17 protein-coding genes and 2 riboswitches are annotated in these 20,380 nt (G+C 70.3%); of the genes, 9 read left to right on the forward strand and 8 right to left on the reverse strand.

The features are described 5' to 3' along the window. The first annotated feature begins 71 nt into the window (after nucleotides 1–71). The 4 genes from ABD691_RS28075 to ABD691_RS28090 all read left to right on the forward strand — a co-directional run bounded on the left by ABD691_RS28075 (nucleotide 72) and on the right by ABD691_RS28090 (nucleotide 5,257). Entirely contained in the window at nucleotides 72–698 is a 627-nt protein-coding gene (locus tag ABD691_RS28075; RefSeq protein ID WP_344684798.1) for a TetR/AcrR family transcriptional regulator, read from the forward strand. Nucleotides 699–879: 181 nt separating this feature from the next. Beyond that, nucleotides 880–973: riboswitch (glycine riboswitch) on the forward strand. Next, nucleotides 974–1,074: riboswitch (glycine riboswitch) on the forward strand. It abuts the riboswitch before it with no gap. Nucleotides 1,075–1,181: 107 nt separating this feature from the next. Beyond that, nucleotides 1,182–2,285, forward strand: a complete 1,104-nt coding sequence (gene gcvT, locus ABD691_RS28080; RefSeq protein ID WP_344684800.1) for a glycine cleavage system aminomethyltransferase GcvT — start codon at nucleotides 1,182–1,184, stop codon at nucleotides 2,283–2,285. Between the two features lie 38 nt (nucleotides 2,286–2,323). Then, nucleotides 2,324–3,604 (forward strand): serine hydroxymethyltransferase, encoded by a 1,281-nt coding sequence (glyA, locus tag ABD691_RS28085; RefSeq protein WP_344684802.1) that lies wholly within the window; start codon nucleotides 2,324–2,326, stop codon nucleotides 3,602–3,604. Nucleotides 3,605–3,880: 276 nt separating this feature from the next. Continuing rightward, the gene (locus tag ABD691_RS28090; protein WP_344684804.1) at nucleotides 3,881–5,257 is read left to right on the forward strand and encodes an amino acid permease; all 1,377 of its coding nucleotides are present in this window, start codon (nucleotides 3,881–3,883) and stop codon (nucleotides 5,255–5,257) included. Nucleotides 5,258–5,306: 49 nt separating this feature from the next. Here ABD691_RS28090 and ABD691_RS28095 read toward each other — a convergent pair whose 3' ends face one another. Continuing rightward, nucleotides 5,307–6,239: an SDR family NAD(P)-dependent oxidoreductase gene (locus ABD691_RS28095; RefSeq protein WP_344684806.1), complete on the reverse strand. Its 933-nt coding sequence runs from the start codon at nucleotides 6,237–6,239 to the stop codon at nucleotides 5,307–5,309. A 53-nt stretch (nucleotides 6,240–6,292) separates the two neighbouring features. Here ABD691_RS28095 and ABD691_RS28100 point away from each other — a divergent pair, with 53 nt between their 5' ends. Both ABD691_RS28100 and ABD691_RS28105 read left to right on the forward strand, forming a co-directional pair. Next, on the forward strand, nucleotides 6,293–6,694 hold the full coding sequence (locus ABD691_RS28100; protein ID WP_344684808.1) for a MerR family transcriptional regulator: 402 nt from the start codon (nucleotides 6,293–6,295) through the stop codon (nucleotides 6,692–6,694). A 280-nt stretch (nucleotides 6,695–6,974) separates the two neighbouring features. Continuing rightward, a complete protein-coding gene (locus ABD691_RS28105) occupies nucleotides 6,975–7,313 on the forward strand; it encodes a PH domain-containing protein (protein WP_344684810.1) in 339 nt (112 codons plus the stop codon). 4 nt (nucleotides 7,314–7,317) lie between these two features. On the opposite strand, the gene ABD691_RS28110 is transcribed toward ABD691_RS28105, so the two are convergent. From ABD691_RS28110 to ABD691_RS28120, 3 genes are read right to left on the reverse strand one after another with little or no spacing between them, the layout of a single operon-like run. Continuing rightward, the gene (locus ABD691_RS28110; protein WP_344684812.1) at nucleotides 7,318–9,246 is read right to left on the reverse strand and encodes a tetratricopeptide repeat protein; all 1,929 of its coding nucleotides are present in this window, start codon (nucleotides 9,244–9,246) and stop codon (nucleotides 7,318–7,320) included. Nucleotides 9,247–9,290: 44 nt separating this feature from the next. Further along, nucleotides 9,291–9,932, reverse strand: coding sequence for a response regulator (locus tag ABD691_RS28115; protein ID WP_344684814.1), 642 nt, complete (start codon nucleotides 9,930–9,932; stop codon nucleotides 9,291–9,293). Beyond that, the gene (locus ABD691_RS28120) at nucleotides 9,923–11,038 is read right to left on the reverse strand and encodes a sensor histidine kinase (protein ID WP_344684816.1); all 1,116 of its coding nucleotides are present in this window, start codon (nucleotides 11,036–11,038) and stop codon (nucleotides 9,923–9,925) included. The genes ABD691_RS28115 and ABD691_RS28120 overlap by 10 nt, the downstream gene beginning before the upstream one ends. A gap of 158 nt (nucleotides 11,039–11,196) precedes the next feature. On the opposite strand from ABD691_RS28120, the gene ABD691_RS28125 reads away from it, so the two are divergent. Further along, nucleotides 11,197–11,832, forward strand: a complete 636-nt coding sequence (locus tag ABD691_RS28125) for a DedA family protein (RefSeq protein ID WP_344684818.1) — start codon at nucleotides 11,197–11,199, stop codon at nucleotides 11,830–11,832. 45 nt (nucleotides 11,833–11,877) lie between these two features. Here the strand turns inward: ABD691_RS28125 and ABD691_RS28130 are convergent, their stop codons facing one another. After that, nucleotides 11,878–13,515 carry a 2-isopropylmalate synthase gene (locus ABD691_RS28130; RefSeq protein ID WP_344684820.1) on the reverse strand — a complete coding sequence of 546 codons (1,638 nt, stop codon included), beginning with the start codon at nucleotides 13,513–13,515 and terminating at the stop codon, nucleotides 11,878–11,880. A gap of 173 nt (nucleotides 13,516–13,688) precedes the next feature. Between ABD691_RS28130 and ABD691_RS28135 the strand changes: the two genes are divergently transcribed. Further along, nucleotides 13,689–14,351, forward strand: a complete 663-nt coding sequence (locus ABD691_RS28135) for a FadR/GntR family transcriptional regulator (RefSeq protein ID WP_344684822.1) — start codon at nucleotides 13,689–13,691, stop codon at nucleotides 14,349–14,351. A 115-nt stretch (nucleotides 14,352–14,466) separates the two neighbouring features. Here ABD691_RS28135 and ABD691_RS28140 read toward each other — a convergent pair whose 3' ends face one another. Beyond that, on the reverse strand, nucleotides 14,467–15,123 hold the full coding sequence (locus ABD691_RS28140; RefSeq protein WP_344684824.1) for a DedA family protein: 657 nt from the start codon (nucleotides 15,121–15,123) through the stop codon (nucleotides 14,467–14,469). A gap of 152 nt (nucleotides 15,124–15,275) precedes the next feature. Here ABD691_RS28140 and ABD691_RS28145 point away from each other — a divergent pair, with 152 nt between their 5' ends. Then, on the forward strand, nucleotides 15,276–16,814 hold the full coding sequence (locus ABD691_RS28145; RefSeq protein ID WP_344684825.1) for a glycoside hydrolase family 30 protein: 1,539 nt from the start codon (nucleotides 15,276–15,278) through the stop codon (nucleotides 16,812–16,814). Here the strand turns inward: ABD691_RS28145 and ABD691_RS28150 are convergent. Both ABD691_RS28150 and ABD691_RS28155 read right to left on the reverse strand, forming a co-directional pair. Next, nucleotides 16,798–18,042 (reverse strand): acyltransferase family protein, encoded by a 1,245-nt coding sequence (locus tag ABD691_RS28150; RefSeq protein WP_344684827.1) that lies wholly within the window; start codon nucleotides 18,040–18,042, stop codon nucleotides 16,798–16,800. The genes ABD691_RS28145 and ABD691_RS28150 overlap by 17 nt on opposite strands. 212 nt (nucleotides 18,043–18,254) lie before the next feature. After that, nucleotides 18,255–20,225 carry a glycosyltransferase family 2 protein gene (locus tag ABD691_RS28155; RefSeq protein ID WP_344684829.1) on the reverse strand — a complete coding sequence of 657 codons (1,971 nt, stop codon included), beginning with the start codon at nucleotides 20,223–20,225 and terminating at the stop codon, nucleotides 18,255–18,257. Between the last annotated feature and the right edge of the window lie 155 nt (nucleotides 20,226–20,380).

The raw sequence follows: 20,380 nt of genomic DNA on the forward strand, positions 1-20,380 counted from the left end.
GACGTTAGTTTTATGGCAGCCTAGGACTGCCCCGGCGACAGCCGCAAGAGGGCGACCGATGGAGACCGACCGTGCCCAGACCCAGCAACCCCCTGCTCTCGGCCGAGCGCATCCGCCGCGCCGGCCTGGAGCTCATCGACGCCCAGGGGCTGGAGGCGCTGTCGATGCGCAGGCTCGCCGAGCACCTCGGGGTCAGAGCCGCCTCGCTGTACAACCACGTCCAGACCAAGGACCAGCTGCTGCACGAGATCGCCGACGACGTGACCGCGGGCGTCGACGTCTCCGGCTTCGCCGTCGACTGGCCGACCGGCCTGCGGACCTGGGCGCGCTCCTACCGCGCCGCGCTCGCGGCGCACCCGCACCTGGTGCCGTACCTGGCCTCCGGCCCGGCCCGCCGGGAGGCGGCGCTGCGCCGCGCCGACGCCGTCCACGGCGGCCTGACCAGCGCGGGCTGGCCGCAGCGCTACGCGACGATGATCGGCGCGTCCACCAAGTACCTGGTGGTCGGCTCGGCGATGGGCTCGTTCTCCGGGGGCTTCCCGGACGACGCCGGGGTCTACGAGGACCGGTTCCCGCACCTGGAGCGCGCGCACCTGCTCAGCAGGCACGCCGAGATCGACCAGGACAGCTTCGAGCTCGCGCTCGGCGCGCTCATCGACGGTCTCCGGCAGCTCTACACCGAGCTGACCCGGGGCTGAGCCGCCGTGCCGAGCGGAGCGGCACAGCTCCCGCGAGCCGTCCCGAGCAGCTCGGACGACCGCCGCGCGACCGGCTGGGCGGGTTCCGCCCCGACTTCGACATCACTCACCCGTCCGGTTGACGAGGTCACCCCGGCTCCGTAGCGTCCTCGCGCAGAGGGACAACTGAACACCGAGCCGACGACGTCGTGCGGGAGAGTCCCCGCCGCCGGGCGGGGCGCCGAAGGAGCAATACTCCCCGTCAAACTCTCAGGCCCAGTCACCGCGCGACATCAGGCGAACACGGAGAAAAGCAGGGGCGCGCACGCCTCTCGCCCACGGTGCAAGCCGCGGCCCGCCGCGGTGAAACTCTCAGGCCAATGACTCCGGGGAGACCGCCGACCAGCGCTAACCCGCGCGGGTCGCAGTCGCGGTCCCCCCGATATGGTTGGAGCGGACCGGCCCGACTGCCGACCGGCGCCCACCAGGAGGAGTCCCGCACCAATGTCGTCGCCTCGACAGACACCCCTGCACCAGGTCCACGAATCGCTCGGGGCCACCTTCACCGAGTTCGCGGGCTGGCGGATGCCGCTGCGCTACTCCGGCGACACCGCCGAGCACAACGCCGTCCGCACCGCAGCGGGCCTGTTCGACCTGACGCACATGGGCGAGATCCGGATCAGCGGCCCGCAGGCCGCCGAGGCCCTCGACTACGCCCTGGTCGCCAACGCCTCCGGCATCGGCGTCGGCCGCGCCCGCTACACCATGATCTGCAACGCCGAGGGCGGCGTGCTCGACGACCTCATCGTCTACCGGCTCGGCGATCAGGAGTTCCTGATCGTGGCCAACGCGGCCAACGCCGCCGTGGTCTCGGCCGCGCTCGCCGAGCGGGTCGGCGGCTTCGACGCGACCCACGAGGACGTCTCCGCCGACTACGCGCTGATCGCGGTCCAGGGCCCGAAGGCGGTCGAGATCCTGGCGCCGCTGACCGACACCGACCTGGGCGCGGTCAGGTACTACGCCGGCTACCCGAGCAAGGTCGCGGGCAGGGAAGTGCTGCTCGCCCGCACCGGCTACACCGGCGAGGACGGCTTCGAGCTGTTCACCTCCCCCGCCGACGCCCCGGCGGTGTGGCAGGCGCTGACCGACTCCGGCGCCGCGCACGGGCTCCAGCCCGCCGGGCTGTCCTGCCGCGACACGCTCCGCCTGGAGGCGGGCATGCCGCTCTACGGAAACGAACTGTCCGCCGAGCTGACCCCGTTCCACGCCAACCTGGGCCGGGTCGTCAAGCTCGACAAGACCGCCGACTTCGTCGGCAGGGCCGCGCTGGCCGCCGTGGCCGCGCAGCCCACCGCGCGCACCCTCGTCGGGCTGCGCGCCGACGGCCGCCGCGCCCCGCGGCACGGCTACCAGGTGCTCGACGCCGACGGCGCCGAGATCGGCGTCGTCACCAGCGGCGCTCCCTCGCCCACCCTGGGCCACCCGATCGCCATGGCCTACGTCGACCGCGAGCACGCCGAGCCGGGTACCGGGCTCCAGGTCGACATCCGCGGGACCAAGGTTCCCGCCGAGGTCGTGGAGCTGCCGTTCTACCGCCGCAACGCCTGACCCAGACCGACGTCGAGATCCAAATCAGGAGGCAACACATGTCGACATCCGGCCTGTTCAACAGCCAGCTTTCCGCGGTGGACCCCGAGGTCGCGGCTGCGGTGGGCGCTGAGCTGAACCGGCAGCAGACGACGTTGGAGATGATCGCGTCGGAGAACTTCGCGCCCCAGGCGGTGCTGGAGGCGCAGGGTTCGGTCCTGACCAACAAGTACGCCGAGGGCTACCCCGGCAAGCGGTACTACGGCGGCTGCGAGCACGTCGACGTCGTCGAGCAGCTGGCCATCGACCGCGTCAAGAAGCTGTTCGGCGCCACCTTCGCCAACGTGCAGCCGCACTCGGGCGCCCAGGCCAACGCCGCGGCGATGTTCGCGCTGCTCAAGCCGGGTGACACGATCATGGGCCTGGACCTGGCCCACGGTGGCCACCTGACCCACGGCATGCGGATCAACTTCTCCGGCAAGCTCTACAACGTGGTCCCGTACCACGTGCGCGAGGACGACCACCGGGTCGACATGGACGAGGTCGCCCGGCTCGCCCGCGAGCACAAGCCGCAGCTGATCATCGCGGGCTGGTCGGCCTACCCGCGCCAGCTGGACTTCCCGAGGTTCCGCGAGATCGCCGACGAGGTCGGCGCGTACCTGATGGTCGACATGGCGCACTTCGCCGGTCTGGTCGCCGCCGGTCTGCACCCGAACCCGGTGCCGCACGCCCACGTCACCACCACCACGACGCACAAGACCCTCGGCGGTCCGCGCGGCGGCGTGATCCTGTCCTCGGACGAGGAGTTCACCAAGAAGTTCAACTCCGCGGTGTTCCCCGGCCAGCAGGGCGGGCCGCTGGAGCACGTCATCGCGGGCAAGGCGGTGCAGTTCAAGCTGGCCGCCGAGCCCGAGTTCGCCGACCGGCAGAAGCGGACCGTGGAGGGCGCGCAGATCCTGGCCCAGCGGCTGCTGGCCGAGGACAGCGCGAAGGCCGGCGTCCAGCTGGTCTCCGGCGGCACCGACGTGCACCTGGTGCTGGTCGACCTGCGCAACTCCGAGCTCGACGGCAAGCAGGCCGAGGACCGGCTGCACGAGATCGGCATCACGGTCAACCGCAACGCCGTCCCGAACGACCCGCGCCCGCCGATGGTGACCTCCGGTCTGCGCATCGGCACCCCGGCGCTGGCCACCCGGGGCTTCGGCAGGACCGAGTTCACCGAGGTCGCCGACATCATCGCCGAGGCGCTCAAGCCCGACTTCGACGATGCCAAGAGCAAGAGCCTGCGTGCCCGGGTGGAGGCCCTCGCGACGAGCTTCCCGCTCTACCCCAACCTGTAACACGCAGCTGACCCGGAAGCCGCATCTCGGACTTTTCGTCCGAGATGCGGCTTTTCGTGTCCACAGTGGACGTCACTTGGGAACGATTCGGAAAACCTCGGCCCGACAAGGGTTTCCACCCTTGCCAGGGTCGCCCGGATGGCCCAGTATCTCCCGCAGCGCTCGGCCCCACGCCGGGTTTCACGTGCCGGTGACCTGCCGTTCTCCCGACGGCCACCGCCACGCAGCAGGAGAACGGCCTCCAAAAGAGGCCGGAAGCCCTAAGGAGTCCCTTCCATGTCCCAGCCAGCGGCCGAGGAGTACCGCAAGGACCTGAGCACCCGTCACATCAACATGATCGCCATCGGTGGCGCGATCGGTGTCGGGCTGTTCCTCGGTTCCGGCAAGGCGCTCAACCAGGTCGGCCCCGGCCTGATCCTGATCTACGCCATCGCCGGTGTGATGATCTTCTTCGTGATGCGGGCACTCGGCGAACTGCTGATGTACCGCCCGGTCAGCGGGTCGTTCGCGGAGTACGCGGGCGAGTTCGTCGGCCCCTGGGCCCGGTTCGCGACCGGCTGGGGGTACTGGCTGGTGTGGATCGTGACCGGCATGGCCGAGATCACCGCGGTCGGTGAGTACTTCCAGTTCTGGTTCCCCGAGGTCCCGCAGTGGATTCCGGCGCTCGGCGCGCTGATCATCCTCAGCGGCGTGAACCTGATCGCGGTCAAGCTGTTCGGCGAGTTCGAGTTCTGGTTCGCGTTGATCAAGGTGATCGCGATCGTCGGCCTGATCGTGCTCGCGGTGGCGATCCTGACCTTCGGCTTCAGCGACGTCGGTGACACCGCGGCGGTCAGCAACATCTGGTCGCACGGCGGTTTCTTCCCCAACGGCGGGACCTCGGCGCTGCTGGCGTTCCAGATCGTCATGTTCGCCTTCATCGGCGTCGAGATGGTCGGCCAGACCGCCAGCGAGAGCACCAACCCGGAGAAGGTGCTGCCGCGCGCGATCAACTCGATCATGTGGCGGATCCTGATCTTCTACGTCGGTGCGCTGGCCGCGCTGACCGCGCTGGTGCCGTGGATGCAGTTCCCGGCCGACGGCAGCCCGTTCGTGCACGCCTTCACCCTGATCGGCATCCCGGCCGCGGCGGGCATCGTCAACTTCGTGGTGACCACCGCCGCGCTGTCGTCGTGCAACAGCGGCATCTACTCCACCGGCCGCATGCTGCGGACGCTGTCGGAGGACGGCCAGGCGCCGCGCGGCGTGGGCAAGCTCAGCGCCCGAGCGGTCCCGGCGCGGGCCATCGGGGTCACGTTCGTGGCGATGCTGATCGGCGTGGTGCTCAACTACTTCGTGCCGGAGCAGGCGTTCACCTACATCACCAGCGCGAGCACCGTCGGCGCCATCTTCACCTGGGGCATGATCGTGGTCGCGCACCTCGGCTACCGCCGCAAGGTGGCCGCCGGCGAGCTGCCGCAGGGCAAGTTCCGGATGCCGCTCGCGCCGTACTCGAACTACGTGGTGCTGGCGTTCCTGGCGTTCGTGGTGGTGCTGCTGGCGTTCGACGCCGAGACCCGGATCGCGCTCTACATCACCCCGGTGCTGGCGGTCGCGGTCGCCGTCGGCTACCTGGCGACCCGCAAGCGGACGCCGGAGCCGGTCAAGTCCTGATCCAGCCGCGGAAGCGGGGTGGTGCCGATGGCGCCACCCCGCTTTTTCGTCAGCTGAACAGGTCCAGCCCGGTGAGTTCGGCGGACACCTGCCAGAGCCGGGCGGCCGACTCCGGATCGACGGCCCAGGGCTTGACCCCGCCGACGAGCATGTCGTCGGTGCGGGCGGGTTCGGCGATGTCGCAGTCCTGGCAGTACGCCCCGGCGCGGCCGTCGAGCAGCGGCGAGGTCGCCGCCCACACCGCGGTCGCCGCGCCCTGCGCCGGCGTCTTGAACCCGGGGGCGGGTGCGCCGTCCGGAGTGATCCAGCCCAGGGCCAGCCACTCCTCTCGCGGGACGTGCCGTTGCAGCGGAGTCAGGATGCTTCCCGGGTGGACGGCGAAGGCGTTCAACCCGAGCTTGGCCAGATGCACGGCGAACAGGGCGTTCGCGGTCTTGGACTGCGCGTAGGCCAGCCACGGATCGTAGGTGCCGCGGAAGTGCAGGTCGTCCCAGCGAACGTCGGAGAGGAAGTGGCCGGACGAGGCCACCGACACCACCCTCGCCCCGTCGGCCAGCGCCGGGCGGAGGCGGTTGACGAGCGCGAAGTGGCCGAGGTGGTTGACCGCGAAGTGCGCCTCCCAGCCCGGGCCGACGCGCGTCTCGGGGCAGGCCATGATGCCCGCGCCGTTGATGACGATGTCGAGGGTGCGGCCGGTGTCCAGGAAGTCCGCCGCGAACCCGCGGACGCTGTCCAGGTCCGCCAGGTCGAGGGCGTGCACCTCCGCCTCCGGCAGGGCGTTGCGCGCTTCGGCGGGCCTGCGCGCGGGGACGATGACGTGCGCTCCCGCGCGGGAGAGGGCCAGCGTGGTCTCCAGCCCGATGCCGGAGTAGCCGCCGGTGACCAGGGCGGTGCGGCCGGACAGGTCGATCCCGGCGAGGACGTCGTCCGCCGTGCTGCGGGCGCCGAATCCGCTGCCGGCCTTGCGTTGCTGCGTGAACATGGCGGCGAAGCTAGGTACTAGAGCGCGCTCTAGGTCAAGGTAGTCTCGCCGGCGTGCTTTCGATCGGGGAGGTCGCCGAAGCGACCGGGCTGAGCGTGCACGCGCTGCGGTTCTTCGAGCGCGAGGGCCTGTTCCTCCGCGAGATCCCGCGTTCCAGCGGCGGGCAACGGGTTTACGAGCCCGCGGACGTGGAATGGCTGCTGCTGTGCAACCGGTTCCGCGCGTCGGGCATGCCGATCGCCATGCTGAAGGAGTTCGCCCGGCTGGTCCGGTCGGGCCCGGGCAACGAGCCGGAACGCCTCGCGCTGCTGCGCGAGCACGAGCGGGCCGTGCGGGCGAAGATCGCCGACCTGGAAGCGGACCTGGAGATCATCCGGAGCAAGGTCGTCGTCTACGAGGAGCACGTCCGCGAGGGCACCGCCGCCGGTGTCTGGTCGCCGACGCCGTCGCGCTGATCCACCCGGCGAGAAGAAGACAACAACGATCTGGTCACGGTGGACAAAGCGCGTGACAATGGTTGGCATGCCGCCGTTTCCAGACCTGCTGGTAATCGCACGCAGCCCGCAGGAAGAACGGCGGATCCAACGGTATTCCCTGGTCAGCATACTCGCCCAGCTGTTCACCACGATCACGTGCACCCTGATGGCAATTCTGTGGATAGCGGGCGGAGACCTGGGAATTCCCGTTTCCTTCGCGGTGATTCCGTTAATGGCGAGCGGACTGGGAATGTTCGGCATGTGGACCCAGATCCGCCTGCGCCGCCTCAACCGCGCGATGCGCAACCTCCAGCTCGCCCTGACCCCGAAGGGCGTGGCGTACCGCTCGTCGGCGGGCACGTTCTTCGCCCCGTGGTCGGACGTCCGCCAGGTCCGCCTGCGCATGCACCACGGAAATCCGTTCGTCGTGGTGGACGCGGTGGACTGGGGCGGCCCGGCCGCCGAGGTCGGCAGGCTGAACTGGATCGGCCGCGTCGGCCGGTTGGCGCTGCCCCTCAACGGCAGCGGGGTGCAGCCGAGCCAGGTGTGGCAGGCCGTTTACCGGCTCTCCGGCGGGGCCGTTCAGGCCCGGCGGTGAGGGTCTAGTCCTGGTTTCGCCGGGAGAGGAGGTCGTTGAGGTCCTTTTCCGTGACCAGGGTGTCCGGGTGATCTTCGCCCAGAACTTTGCGGTGGAGGTCGAGCACCGATCGAAGCTCGGTTTCCGCTTCGTCGAACTCACCCCGTTCCCGCATCATGAGCGCCAGGTTGTTCCGCGTGGCCAGGGTGTGCGGGTGACGTTCCCCGAAAACCTCGCGCCGCGCCGCCAGAACCACCCGGCACTCGGCTTCGGCCTCAGCCAACGCACCACGCTCCAACAACACCAACGCCAAATTATGCCGCGTCATCAAAATATCCGGATGCCGCTCACCGAGAACCTCACGATGCGCCGCCAGAACCACCCGATACTCGGCTTCGGCCTCAGCCAACGCACCACGAACCCGCAACACGCCAGCCAGGTTGAGCCGCGTGGACAACGTGCCGGCATCGCGATCATCCGCGGTCGCACGACGACGTGACAAAGCGGTCAGGAAGAGGTCATGAGCTAGGCCGTACAAGCCCGCCCAGCAGCAGAAATCCGCCGAAAGTTCGCAGAGCCAGGTGATGTCGGAGAAACGCGGCTGGTCCTCCTCGTCACCGTCCCCGGTCGTGGCGAGCTCCACTGCCCGAAGGCAATGCGGCAGGAGCGCAATCCACCGCGACCAGGTGATGTGATCGATCTGATCGATGTCACCGGCGCAGGTCACCAGCAGTTGCTCGCAGAGTTCGGCGTAACCACTGCTTTCGGCGGCATCGCCCTGGTTCAGATTCGCCTCCCGCACAACAGGATGCAGCCGCAGCACCGGCACTTCTTGGCCTTCCACGCCAGTTTGCACGAGTCCCACCGACTCCAGTGCGCTGATCAGCAGCGCGAGGTGGTGAACAGTCAGCCCATCGAAAAGCGGGGACTCGGCAAGCACCTCCGCGTGCAGCACCTCCTGCGGAATCGGCGCAGCCGCGAAGTGCGACAGCAGCCGCAACAGCTGCCTGGCCAACGGCTGCCCGCGCTCGGCGAGCAGATCCAGCGACAGTTCCCAAGTCCGGCTGAGGATTTCCCGTTCCTGGTGCCCCGGCAGGTCCGTCACCTCCGGCCAGCGATCGTCCAACGCCGCCCGGTAACCGTCGAAATCCCGGGGCAGTTCCAACCCCGGCAGCGCCGGAGTCTTCCCCGCCACCGCCAGATAACGCCCCGCTGAGTGCAGCGCCAGCGGCAGGCCGCCCAGCCGCCGCGACAATTCCTCGGCCTGCTCAACCGAACCAGCCGCAGGCGCCCTGTCCAGCAGCATTCGAGCGCCGTCGGGGTCCGGCAGCTGCCCGACCGCGTGCAGTCGCGCCGATCTCCCCCAGCTTCCCGCGTCCCTGCTGGTCACCAGGACCGCACCGCTACCGGGAGCGCGCAGCCAGCCGGTTCCGTCGGAAACCGGTTGCCCCGCACCGAGAATCCGCGTGTCGTCGGCGTTGTCGAACACCAGCAGCCAGCGCGCGGTGCGCCGATTCAGCTGCCGCCACAACAAATCCGGCGCGGACGCCTGCCCTTCCCATGCCTGGCGCACCTCCTCGGCGCTCGCGCCGGCGCGCAGCGCGACCTCCCGCAGGCCGTCGCGCACGCTCTCCTCCGAGGACGCGTCCACCCACCACACCTCGGTGTCAGCGGCCACCGACTCGACCACCCGCAACGCCGCGGTGGTCTTTCCGTATCCACCGGCTCCGTGCAGCACCGTGCAGCTCCGCCCGGAGCGCACCTGATCGACCACGGCCCCGACCAGCTCGTCGCGGCCGTGCACCTCGTACACCAGCCGCTCGACCGGAGCGGCCAGCGAGACCAGGCCCGGTCCTCCGCGGTCGGCAGCTCCGTTGAACACCACGGGACCGTGGATCGATCCGGCCTGCACCGACGGCCCCTGGACGTTGCCGTCCATGGAGTTCTGCGTCATCGCACCCCCAGCGATTCGGGGTGTCAACGATAGCGAACCCGGAGTCACCCCAAATACCGCAGCACGGCGAGCACCCGCCTGCTGTAGCCGGTGAGATGTGCGAGGTCGAGCTTGTCGAAGATGGCGTTGACGTGCTTTTCCACCGCGCTCTGGGAAATGTGCAGGTGCTCGGCGATGCCGGCGTTGGTGCGGCCCTGCGCCATGTGGTCGAGGACGTCGCGCTCGCGGGCGGTCAGCTTGCCCAGCGGGTCCTCCCGCGCGCTGCGCACGACCAGCTGGCGGACCACCTCCGGATCGAACGCCGTGCCTCCGGCGCCGACGCGTTCCAGCGCCTCCAGGAAGTCGTCGACCTGCACCACGCGGTCCTTGAGCAGGTAGCCGACCGAGCCGGTCCCGGCGGACACCAGCTCGACGGCGTAGCGCTTCTCCACGTACTGCGACAGGACCAGCACTGCGACCCCGGGCCAGCGGCGGCGGATCTCCAGCGCTGCCCGCAGGCCCTCGTCGGTGTGCGTCGGCGGCATGCGGACGTCGACGACCGCGATGTCCGGCTGCTGCTCGGCGACCGCGGCCAGCAGCGCTTCGCCGTCGCCGACCGCGCCGACGACCTCGTGCCCCTCGTCGGACAGCAGCCGCAGCAGGCCCTCGCGCAGCAGGGTCGAATCGTCGGCCAGGATCACTCGCACGGCAGCTCCGCGGTGATCGTCGTCGGCCCGCCCTGCGGACTGCGCACGGCGAAGCTCCCGTCCAGCCCGGCAACCCGGCGGGCCAGGCCGGAAAGCCCGGCCCCGGAGGCGTCCGCGCCGCCCCGCCCGTCGTCGTCGACCTCCACCACGACGCACCCGTCCTTCCATCCCAAGTGGACATTCACCGACCGGGCACCGGAGTGCTTTGCCGCGTTGGTCACCGCTTCCGACACCACGAAGTAGGCCGCGGTTTCGACCGCAGCGGGTGGCCGGTCGTCGAGGTCGTAGTGCAGCCGCACGTCGATCCCGGCTCGCTCGGCCACGTTCTCCAGCGCCACGTGCAGCCCGTCACCGTCCAATGCGGACGGATACACCTGCCAGCTGACCTCGCGGAGATCGTGCAGCACCTGCTGGGATTCCTCGTGCGCCTGCCGCAGCAGCTCCGCCGCACGCGGGCCGTCGGCGCGGCGGGCGCGGCCGATGAGCATGCCCAGCGCGACCAAGCGCTGCTGCACGCCGTCGTGCAGGTCCCGCTCGATGCGGCGGCGTTCCGCGTCGATCTCGGTGATCACCTCGGCGCGGGAGAACGACAGTTCGGCGACCCGGCGCTTGAGGGCTTCCTCCCGGCCCGAACCGAGGAAGTGCTGCCCCACGACGCGGTCGATGGCCGCGAGCCCCCACAGCCCGGCCAAGCCGAGGAACAGCAGCGCGATCCCCAGGACGACCATGTAGACGGCGCGGATGAGCTTGCCCGCGAAGGTGAACTCCGCTGTCCACAGCTCGATCAGGACCACCGGGCTGGCGACGAATCCGTAGACCAGCATCAGCAGCACGACGCCGCCCATGAACCCGACCCAGCATCGGACGGCCAGGTACGGCAGCGCTCTTGCGGTGTCCTCAGCGGTGGTGGCGTGGAAGAACCGCCGCAGCCGCCACCGCTCGAACTCGGTCACGCGCCGCGCCCATCCGGTCACCACAGCCGACTGCCGCAGCGCCAGCCCGCCGACGAGGGCGATGCCGAGCTCGGCGACCGCGCTGATCGCACCGAGCAGCAGCCCGGCCGCGATCCGCGGCAGGCTGGCGATCCACAACCGGATCTGGCGCATTCGCCGAGGCTACAGCTGTGGTTTGCAGCTGTGGTTTTCCACACCCCGGTACCTGGGGTGCACCCCGGGAAAGTCCGGGGAAAGCCTCATGGTCGCGCGTCCCCGCTGTTCCTAGCGTCGAAAACGTCGGCACAACAGCGAATTCCGGAGAGTTGAGCATGAGTTTCCCGACCGAGCCCGCCGGTGGGATCACCGAGTGGATCACCGGCATCATGGACGCGCTGGGCGGACCGGGCGCTGGCCTGGTGGTCGCCCTGGAGAACGTGTTCCCGCCCATCCCCAGCGAGGTCGTGCTGCCGCTGGCGGGCTTCGCCGCGAGCCAGGGCACGCTGAGCCTGGCCGGGGCGATCCTGTGGACGACCGCCGGATCGGTGGCCGGCGCGATCGTCCTGTACTACCTGGGCGCGCTGCTGGGCCGCGACCGCACGCGCGCCATCGCCGCGAAGCTCCCACTGGTCAAGATCACCGACATCGACCGCACCGAGGCGTGGTTCGCCAGGCACGGCGTGAAGGCGGTGCTCCTGGGCCGCATGGTCCCGGTCGTGCGCAGCTTCGTCTCGCTGCCCGCGGGGGTGGAGCGGATGTCGATGCCGGTGTTCCTGCTGTTCACCGCACTGGGGAGCGCGATCTGGAACACCGCGCTCGTGCTGGCGGGGTACCTGCTGGGGCAGAGCTGGTGGATCGTGGAGGGCTACGTGGGGGTGTTCCAGAAGGTCGTTCTCGTCGCCGCCGTGGCCGCGGTGGTGTGGTTCGTCGCGGCGCGCGTGCGGCGGGGGCGGCGGGCTCGGGTTTGAGGCGGCGTCCCCGGCCGGAAGCCGGAAACACCGCCCACGGTGTGCTCACACGGCGTTGAGCACGGCGGAAAGACTCGACGCGACGACGGAGTCGTCGATCCCGGCCGCCCACGCGGTTCCCGACGGAGTCCGGTACTCGACGTAGGTCGCGGCGCGGGCGGAGCTGCCCGCGCCCATCGACTGCTGGACGAGGTTGACGATCTCGACCCGGCGGCCGTGCGCTTCGAGCATCCGCACCAGGGCCGACACCGCTCCGTCGGCGGTTTCGGTGTGGGTCACCAGCTCGCCGTCGATTTCGAGGGTCGCGGTGAGCCGGTCGCCCTGGTCGACCGCCCACTCCTTGAGCCCGACCGATCCGCCGCAGTAGGCGGTGGTGAACAGCTCCCACAGGGTGGCGGAGTCGATCTCGGTGCCGCTGGAGTCGGTGTGGCGCTGGACGATGCGGGCGAAGTCGATCTGCAGGCCGCGCGGCAGGTCCAGCTGGTGCTCGGTCCGCATCACGTGGGCGATCCCGCCCTTGCCGGACTGGCTGTTGACCCGGATCACCGCCTCGTACGAGCGGCCGATGTCCTCGGGATCGATCGGCAGGTACGGAACTTCCCACCGCTGCGCGGAATCCCGCTCGAAGCCCTTCTTGATCGCGTCCTGGTGCGTTCCGGAGAACGCGGTGTGGACGTACTCGCCGACGTACGGGTGGCGTTCGTGCACGCCGATCCGGTTGCAGTGGACGACGGTGTCGCGGACCGCGTCGATGTCGGAGAGGTCGATCATCGGGTCGACCCCCTGCGCGTACAGGTTGAGCGCCAGGGTGATCAGGTCGACGTTGCCGGTCCGCTCGCCGTTGCCGAACAGGCAGCCCTCGACCCGCTGGGCGCCGGCGAGCATGGCGAGTTCCGCGCAGGCCACACCGGTTCCGCGGTCGTTGTGCGGATGCACGGACAGGATGACGCCGTCCCGCCGGGCGAGGTTGTCGTTCATGTACTCGATCTGGTCGGCGTACACGTTGGGGGTGGCGACCTCGACGGTCGCGGGCAGGTTGAGGATCACCGGCCGCTCCGGGCTCGCCTGCCAGAGCCCGGTCATCATGTCGCAGATCTCCAGCGCGTAGTCGGGTTCGGTGAGGTTGAAGACCTCCGGGGAGAACTCGAAGCGCACCCGGTCGTCCGCGCGGCGCAGGACGTGCTCGCCCGCAGTGCGGATGCGCTCGCGCAGTTCCTCCCGCCCCGCGCGCAGGACCAGGTCGCGCCAGAGCGGTGCGGTCGCGGTGTACATGTGGACGACCACGCGCTCCAGGCCCGCGATCGCGTCGAAGGTCCGGTCGATGAGGTCGCGGCGGGCCGGGGTGAACACCACGACGGTCACGTCGTCGGGGACCAGGTCGGACTCGGCCAGCAGGCGCACGAAGTCGAAGTCGGTCTGCGACGCCGACGGATAGCCGACCTCGATCTCCTTGTACCCGACCGAAACCATCATCTCGAAGAACCGGCGCTTGCGGTCGGGGTCCATCGGCTCGGCCAGCGCCTGGTTGCCGTCGCGCAGATCGACCGGCACCCACAGCGGGGCCTGCGCGATGCGGTTGCCCGGCCAGCGCCGGGCGATCTCCGGGACCTCCACGCGGTCGAAGACGTCGCGGTAGCGGTGGTGCGGCATTCCCGAGGGTTGTTGCGGATTCCAGGTGTTCATCAGGTCTTTCCGGTTGTCGCTGTCGGGGTGGACCGGCGGACAGCCCTGCGCCGCGGCAGGGTGCCGGTCCCGGTCAGCCCCTGCCGCGGCGGGTAAGGTCGCGCCTCGGTGAACGCATGCCGGAGAACCTACAAGACATCAGGTCCTCAGACAACCTTATGACCGGAGGAGAAATGCCGTCCCTTCGCCGCAGCCCGCTGTCCGGCCAGGCCACCGAGGCGATGCTGGAGCTGATCACCTCGGGGGAATGGCCGCTGGGCGGCAGGATCCCCAGCGAGACCGCGCTGGCCGCCGAGTTCGGCGTCGGCCGGTCGACCATCCGCGAGGCCCTGCGCGAACTGGCCGTCAAGGGCCTGCTCGAACCGCGCCAGGGCTCCGGGGTCTACGTCGTCGGGACCGAGCCGGTCGAGGAGTGGGCCGTGCTGCTGCGCAAGGCGGCCATCGGCGAGGTGCTGGAAGCCCGGATCGCCGTGGAGGTGGAGGCCGCGCGGCTGGCCGCGGCCAAGCGCACCGATGCCGACCTGCGCGCGATCGACGACGCGATCGGCGGTCGTGCGTCCGCGGGCTCGGCGGAGGAGTTCGTGGACGCCGACCTCGCCTTCCACCGCGCGGTCGTCGACGCGGCGGGCAACTCGGTGATCACCGGTCTGTTCGTCTCGATGACCGCGCGCGTGCGCGCCGCGATGCTCGACATGCTGGCGCTGCTGGACGGCGACCGGCCGGTCGACCAGAGCGAGCACCAGTCGGTGGTCGACGCGATCCGGGACGGCGACGTCGAGCGCGCGGGCAACGCCGCTCGCGCGCACCTGACGAAGGTGCTCGGCTACGTCCGGTGATTTCCCGCCGCATGGCGGGAAATCTCAGTGCCTGCCTTCGAACTCGCCGACCGGTCGCCGGGAAGTCTTCACCCCGCGGGAGGGCCTTTCCCGGCGGCTGGCGCCCCCGGGCCGCTCAGAGCACCTTCTCCACCTCGGGCTCGACCTCGGCGGTCTCCTGCCGGTTCTTCCGCGAGCGTTTCCACAGCCACACGCCGACGCCGATGACCACCACTGCGCCGAGCACGATTCCGCCCGCGCGGCCGAGCATCTGCTCGATGTACTTCGCCGACGCGCCCGCCGTCCAGCCGATGCTCACGTGCAGGAACGACCACCCGGTGGCGCCGAGCAGGGACGCGGGCAGGAACCGCGTGTAGCGCAGGCCGCTGACCCCGGCCGCCGCGGGCGTCATCGTCCGCGCGACCGGCAGGAAGCGGCCCACCAGCACCGCGCCGATCCCCCACCGGCGGATCAGGTCGGTCGCGCGGTCCCAGTGCTTCTGGCCGAGCTTGCGGATCGCCTTCGTCTCGCGCAGCCGCACCCCGTACCGCCGCCCCAGCCAGAACCCGATGCTGTCGCCGATCGCCGCGCACGCGGCCACCACCAGCGACAGCGTCAGGAAGAACCCGATGTCGGTGACCGCGGCCGAGGCGATCAGCAGACCGCTCTCCCCCGGCACCAGGAACCCGAGACCGAGGGTGCACTCCCCCAGCACCAGCGCTCCGGTGATCAGCACCAGCAGCGGTCGCGGCAGTCCAGCGATCGTCGCCAGGAAGTCGCTGATGAAGGTCACTGAACTCTCCTCGGTACACACGGACGGGCTATTAGGCGTTCACGCTACCGAGCCCGCCTACGCCGCAGGTCCGGAAATCCCCCGCTACCGCCCCTGAGATGTGGGTCACTCCTCCGGGCGATCCCTTACAACCTTCGTCACCGGCCGTCCAGGTGACTTCGCGGTCGCGGGCTGAGAACCTCGGGATCACGCGCGCACACTCACCGGGAGGTACGGACATCACACCCGCCGAACGCCGGAACCGGTCCGGAGGATGGAGGGCGATATGTCGTCCCACCGCAGTCCTGGCGGCAGCGGTCCTGCTGTTCAGCACGCCCGCTGCCGCGCCCCCGGAAGAACCCGACGTCCGGGTCTGGCTGACCACCGCCGACGCCCGGTACCTGCTCGCTGAACGGGACGGGCTGGACTTCCGCCCCGGCCCGGACGTGGACGGCGTCCGGATCCACGTCAAGCCCGGCGAGACCTTCCAGACCATGGCCGGTTTCGGCGCCTCCTTCACCGAATCCGCCGCGTCCCTGGTCGCCTCGCACCCGCGGCGCGACGAGCTGATGCGCGACCTGTTCGACCCGGCCGATCCCGACGGCGCCGCCCTTTCCGCGCTGCGCCAGCCGATCGGCTCCAGCGACTTCGCGACCGGGCCGCACTACACCTACGACGACGCGCGGGGCGAGGACTGGGACCTCGGAGAGTTCGACATGAGCCGCGACCGCACCGCGCTGGAGCTGGTCGGCCAAGCGCGGCGGATGGAGCCGCGGACCCACCTCACGGCCACGCCGTGGAGCCCGCCCGCGTGGATGAAGACCAACCGCTCGCTGATCGGCGGCGACCTGCGCGACGAGGCATACCCCGTGTACGCCGAGTACCTGGCCCGGGTCGCGCGGGAGTACGAGCGCGCCGGAACACCGCTGGACGCGATCACGCCGCAGAACGAACCGCTGCTCGGCGATCCGGGCGACTACCCGGGGATGGCGCTGTCCCCGGAGGAGGAATCCAGGCTGGTGCGCGAGCTCCGGCCGAGGCTGGGCGGATCGCCCGAAATCCTCGGCTTCGACCACAACTGGGCACGGCATCCCAACGACGACGGCGATCCGCGCTATCCGTTCACGCTGATGTCCAAGGCGCGCAAGCACCTGGCCGGAACCGCGTACCACTGCTACCACGGCGACGCGCAACGGCAGTCGGAGCTGCACGATTCCTTCCCGGACAAGGACATCCACCTCACCGAGTGCTCGCCGACCGAGTCCTCCGACCCCGGCAGCACGTTCCGCGACACGCTGATGTGGATGACCCGCGACGTCGTCATCGGCGCGACCCGGAACTGGGCGCGTTCGGTGGTCCTGTGGAACGTGGCCCTGGATCCGGCGCACGGACCGCACAACGGCGGGTGCTCGACCTGCGACGGCCTGCTGGAGATCGACCCGGCCACCGGCGAGGTCCGCCGCGAGGCCGGGTTCTACGCGCTCGGGCACGCGAGCCGGTTCGTCCGCCCGGGCGCGGTGCGGATCAACTCGTTCTCGGTTGATCCGCAGGCGTTGCAGACCGTCGCCTTCCGCAACCCGGACGGCACCACCGCGGTGCTGCTCAGCAACCCGAATCCCCAGGCCCGGACCGCCACCCTCATCGAGGGCGACCGGTACCTGACCTACGACGTCCCCGCCGAGTCCGTTACGACGCTTACCTGGCGCGGCTGACCTCGGCGTCGGCGTAGTAGTCGCGCGGGCGGCCGTTGGCGTCGAAGGCGGCCAGGATCTTCATCCCGGTCTGCTCCAGGACCCGGTAGCTGCACCACGCGAGCGGAATTCCCAGTCCCAGCACCAGGATCGCGGTGACCGGGAAGGCGAGCGCGGAGTCCCGCTCCGGCCGCAGCCCCACGAACCCGATGAACCGCAGCAGCGGCTCGTGCCAGAGGTAGAGGCTGTAGCTGATCAGCCCGACGAACAGCAGGAACCGCCACCGCAGCCAGCGCGCGCCCGGGTGCCCGGCCGGGGTGAGCGTCGCGAATCCGCCGATGACCAGCGCCGAACCGGCGGCGAAGATCGTGTGCACGAAGGCGGGTGGCACCTCGATCTCCTCCCGCAGCACCAGCCCGCCTGCCACCAGCGCGAACCCGCCTGCGATGGTGAGCGCCCGCGCGGACCTGCGGTGCAGCTCGATCCCGCAGGCCGCCACCAGCGCCAGCACGATGCCCATCGCGAACACGTCGAGCTTGGCCAGCGGGCCGAACCAGACCGGCCAGCTCGTCTCCGGCGCCCGCAGCACGTACACCGCCCACGCCTTGTACGCCACGCCTGCCAGGACCAGACCGCCGGTGCCCGCCACGAGCACCGCGACCCGTCCGCCGCGCGGCAGCCGGCGGCAGGCGGTCTGGGCGAGCGCCCCGAGCACGGCGATCAGCAGCGCGAAGTGGATCTCGATCGCGAGCGTCCACGTAGGACCGTCGGTCCAGAAGATGTAGTCCTCGCTGTAGACCTGGGTGAAGGTCAGGTGCAGCAGCAGGTCTTCCCAGTGCCCGGGCAGCGCCGGGTTGGTCACCGACCACACCAGCAGCACCACCGCGTAGTAGGCCGGGACCAGCCTGGCGACCCGCTTGAGCAGGAAGATCCGCGCGCCGCGCGGGGCGCCGTCGCCGAGCGCGGCCCGGAGGTAGGGCAGCGTGAGCAGGAACCCGGACACCACGAAGAACAGGTCCACGAACAGGTCCGTGGCGAGCATGACCTCGTGCAGGAACGTGCCCTGCAACGGCCATTCCCAGCGCGGCGGAACCCGGTTCGCCTGGTAGGCGTGGAAGGTCACGACGCTCATCGCCGCGATGGCGCGGAAGGCGTCCAGCCGGTAGCGGCGGGAACCCGCCGGGCGGACCGCCGTCGTCGCGTGGGACGCGCGATCGGCCGTGCTCGGCGGGGAAACGGTGTCGCTCACGCCGCCTCCAGAACCATGCGGGACACCCGCACCCAGTCGACCACGCTGAGCGGGAAAAGAGTGTCGCTCACGCCGCCTCCTCTAGAGCCTTGCGGGACACCCGCACCCGATCGGCCACGCTGAGCAGGAAACCAGTGTCACTCACGCTGCCTCCAGAACCATGCGGGACACCCGCACCCGGTCGGCCGCGCTGAGCGGGGAAAGAGTGTCGCTCACGCCGCCTCCTCCACCTGCGCACCCCGCACGGCCTGCCGCGGGGTCACAACCCACCGGCGCTCCCCGGTCAGCTCCTTGACCTGCGCGACGCGGGCGATCAGGTTCTTGAACTCGGCGTAGAACACCGCCGAAAGCAGCAGGTACCCCGCGAACCAGCGGCGGTGGGCGCGGATCTCGGGCACCGCCAGCCGGTAGGCGAACAGCACCTGGCCCGGCCCCACCGACAGCGTGTAGAGCGTGGTGAGCACGAACGCGGGCACCAGCCAGTCCATCCCGCCCCAGCCGTCGCGCCAGATCAGGAACGCGATCACCGGGTACATCAGCACCGACAGCCACGGGTACGCCTCGCGCCAGCCGAGCAGGAAGAACACCCCGAACTTGTTGCGGACGCTGAGCTTGCTGCTCCGGAGCGCGGCGCCGAGGTGCCGCCGGGAGACCTGGAACCAGCCCTGCGCCCAGCGGATCCGCTGGTGCCACAGGGCTTTCAGCGTCGCGGGCGCGAGTTCCCTGCTGACCAGCGCCGGATCGTTGACCACCCGGCAGCCGTCGAGCAGCGTGCGGATGGAGGAGTCGATGTCCTCGGTCAGCATCTCGCCGCGCATCCGGATCTTGTGCAGCAGCGAGGTGCGCCAGAACCCGTTGGAGCCGCCGAAGAGCCCGAAGTCGTGCAGCTTCGCGCGGCCGGGGTGGCTGACCGCGTAGATCGACTCGAACTCCACCGCGACCATGCGCGCCACCCACGACGAATCGCCGTTGCGGACCACGCAGTGGCCCTGCACCACGTCGGCACCGTGCGAGATCCAGCGCCACGCCCGGCGGAACGCGTCCGGCGCGGGCTGGTGGTCGGCGTCGAAGATCCCGGTGAACTCGCCCTTGGCCAGTTGCAGCGCGGCGTTGACGTTCTGCGCCTTGGACGTGGAGAACGGCACCCGGTACAGCACCAGGCGCGGGTCCTCCTCGGCCAGCGCGCGCAGCTCGACCTCCACCGGCAGCGGGCGCGGCGTGTTGTAGGCGAGCACGACCTGGAGTTCGCCCGGGTAGTCCTGGGCGAGGAACGCGCGGACGGTGTCGACGATCGTGGCCGCCTCGTTGGGCAGGTACGCCGGGATCAGCGCGGTCGCCGCCGGGTACGCGCCCGCGGGCCGCTCCGGCGGGCGGGGCGGGTCGAGCGCGGTGAACCCCTCGATCCAGATCAGCGCGGCCGTCACCACCAGGGCCGCGGTGACCACCAGGTAGGCCGGGGTTCCGAGGTCGATGCCCGCGCCGAACAGCGCGACCAGCGCCAGGAACGGCGCGGCTAAGCCGAATGCGATGGTCAGCAGAACCTGCAACGGGGTGCGCAGCGCGCTGGGCCTGCGGTGGCGGGCGTTGGCCTCCGGCGTCCAGCTGCGGGGCACCAGGTCCAGCTGCTGCGCGGCGACGTCGGCGGCGTCGGAGGCCCGCTCCCGCAGCAGCTCGGCACCGGCGTCGCCGGGCAGGTCGGCGGCCGAGGCGTAGCCGACGACGGGAGTGATCTGCAGGTGCTCCTCGCCGAGGGTCACGGTGACCCGGCTGAGCCGGTTGAGCATGGACCGCAACCGCTGCCGCAGCTCGGTTTCCGGCCCGCCGTGCAGCAGCAGGACGAGCCCGCCGTGGTTGTCCACGGCGACCAGCTCGTGGTCGGAGAGCTCGGTGCCGATGACGAACGCCGCGCTCGACAGCACGGTGCCGACGCCGCGGCGGCCGAACTTCTTCTCCACCACCTGGTGCTTGACCAGGTGCAGCACGGCGATCACCGGTGCCCGCCCGCCCCGCGACCGCCGCCCGACGCGCCGCTCGGCGACCTCCCGCCAGTCCTCCAGCGGAGTCATCCTGGGATCGGGGGTGACCACGGCGTTGGCGTCGATGGACAACCGGGGAACGTTGAGCCTTCGGGTTTCTCCGGCGTCCGGTGGTTCGGCCCTTTCCCGAAGCGGTGCGGCCTGCACGGCGGTGCTCCTTTCAGATTCGCCCGATCAGCAGCCCGCAGAGTAGAAAGAACCTCAGGTCGCGGCAACAACTAACCAAATGCTGGAGTTGTTGCGTTTCCAACCAACTTCACCTTCCCGAAGACCTGACGAACTCCGCCCGAATCAGTTGTTTC

Source organism: Saccharopolyspora taberi (genome assembly GCF_039534165.1).
GTDB classification, from domain to species: Bacteria; Actinomycetota; Actinomycetes; order Mycobacteriales; family Pseudonocardiaceae; genus Saccharopolyspora_D; species Saccharopolyspora_D taberi.

What these genes read in the sequence shown, in the direction of transcription:
- gcvT (WP_344684800.1), top strand. Translation starts at nt 1,182, where the DNA reads ATGTCGTCGCCTCGACAGACACCCCTGCACCAGGTCCACGAATCGCTC.
- glyA (WP_344684802.1), top strand. Translation starts at nt 2,324, where the DNA reads ATGTCGACATCCGGCCTGTTCAACAGCCAGCTTTCCGCGGTGGACCCC.
- ABD691_RS28090 (WP_344684804.1), top strand. Translation starts at nt 3,881, where the DNA reads ATGTCCCAGCCAGCGGCCGAGGAGTACCGCAAGGACCTGAGCACCCGT.
- ABD691_RS28095 (WP_344684806.1), bottom strand. Translation starts at nt 6,239, where the DNA reads ATGTTCACGCAGCAACGCAAGGCCGGCAGCGGATTCGGCGCCCGCAGC.
- ABD691_RS28105 (WP_344684810.1), top strand. Translation starts at nt 6,975, where the DNA reads ATGTGGACCCAGATCCGCCTGCGCCGCCTCAACCGCGCGATGCGCAAC.
- ABD691_RS28110 (WP_344684812.1), bottom strand. Translation starts at nt 9,246, where the DNA reads ATGACGCAGAACTCCATGGACGGCAACGTCCAGGGGCCGTCGGTGCAG.
- ABD691_RS28120 (WP_344684816.1), bottom strand. Translation starts at nt 11,038, where the DNA reads ATGCGCCAGATCCGGTTGTGGATCGCCAGCCTGCCGCGGATCGCGGCC.
- ABD691_RS28125 (WP_344684818.1), top strand. Translation starts at nt 11,197, where the DNA reads ATGAGTTTCCCGACCGAGCCCGCCGGTGGGATCACCGAGTGGATCACC.
- ABD691_RS28130 (WP_344684820.1), bottom strand. Translation starts at nt 13,515, where the DNA reads ATGAACACCTGGAATCCGCAACAACCCTCGGGAATGCCGCACCACCGC.
- ABD691_RS28135 (WP_344684822.1), top strand. Translation starts at nt 13,689, where the DNA reads ATGCCGTCCCTTCGCCGCAGCCCGCTGTCCGGCCAGGCCACCGAGGCG.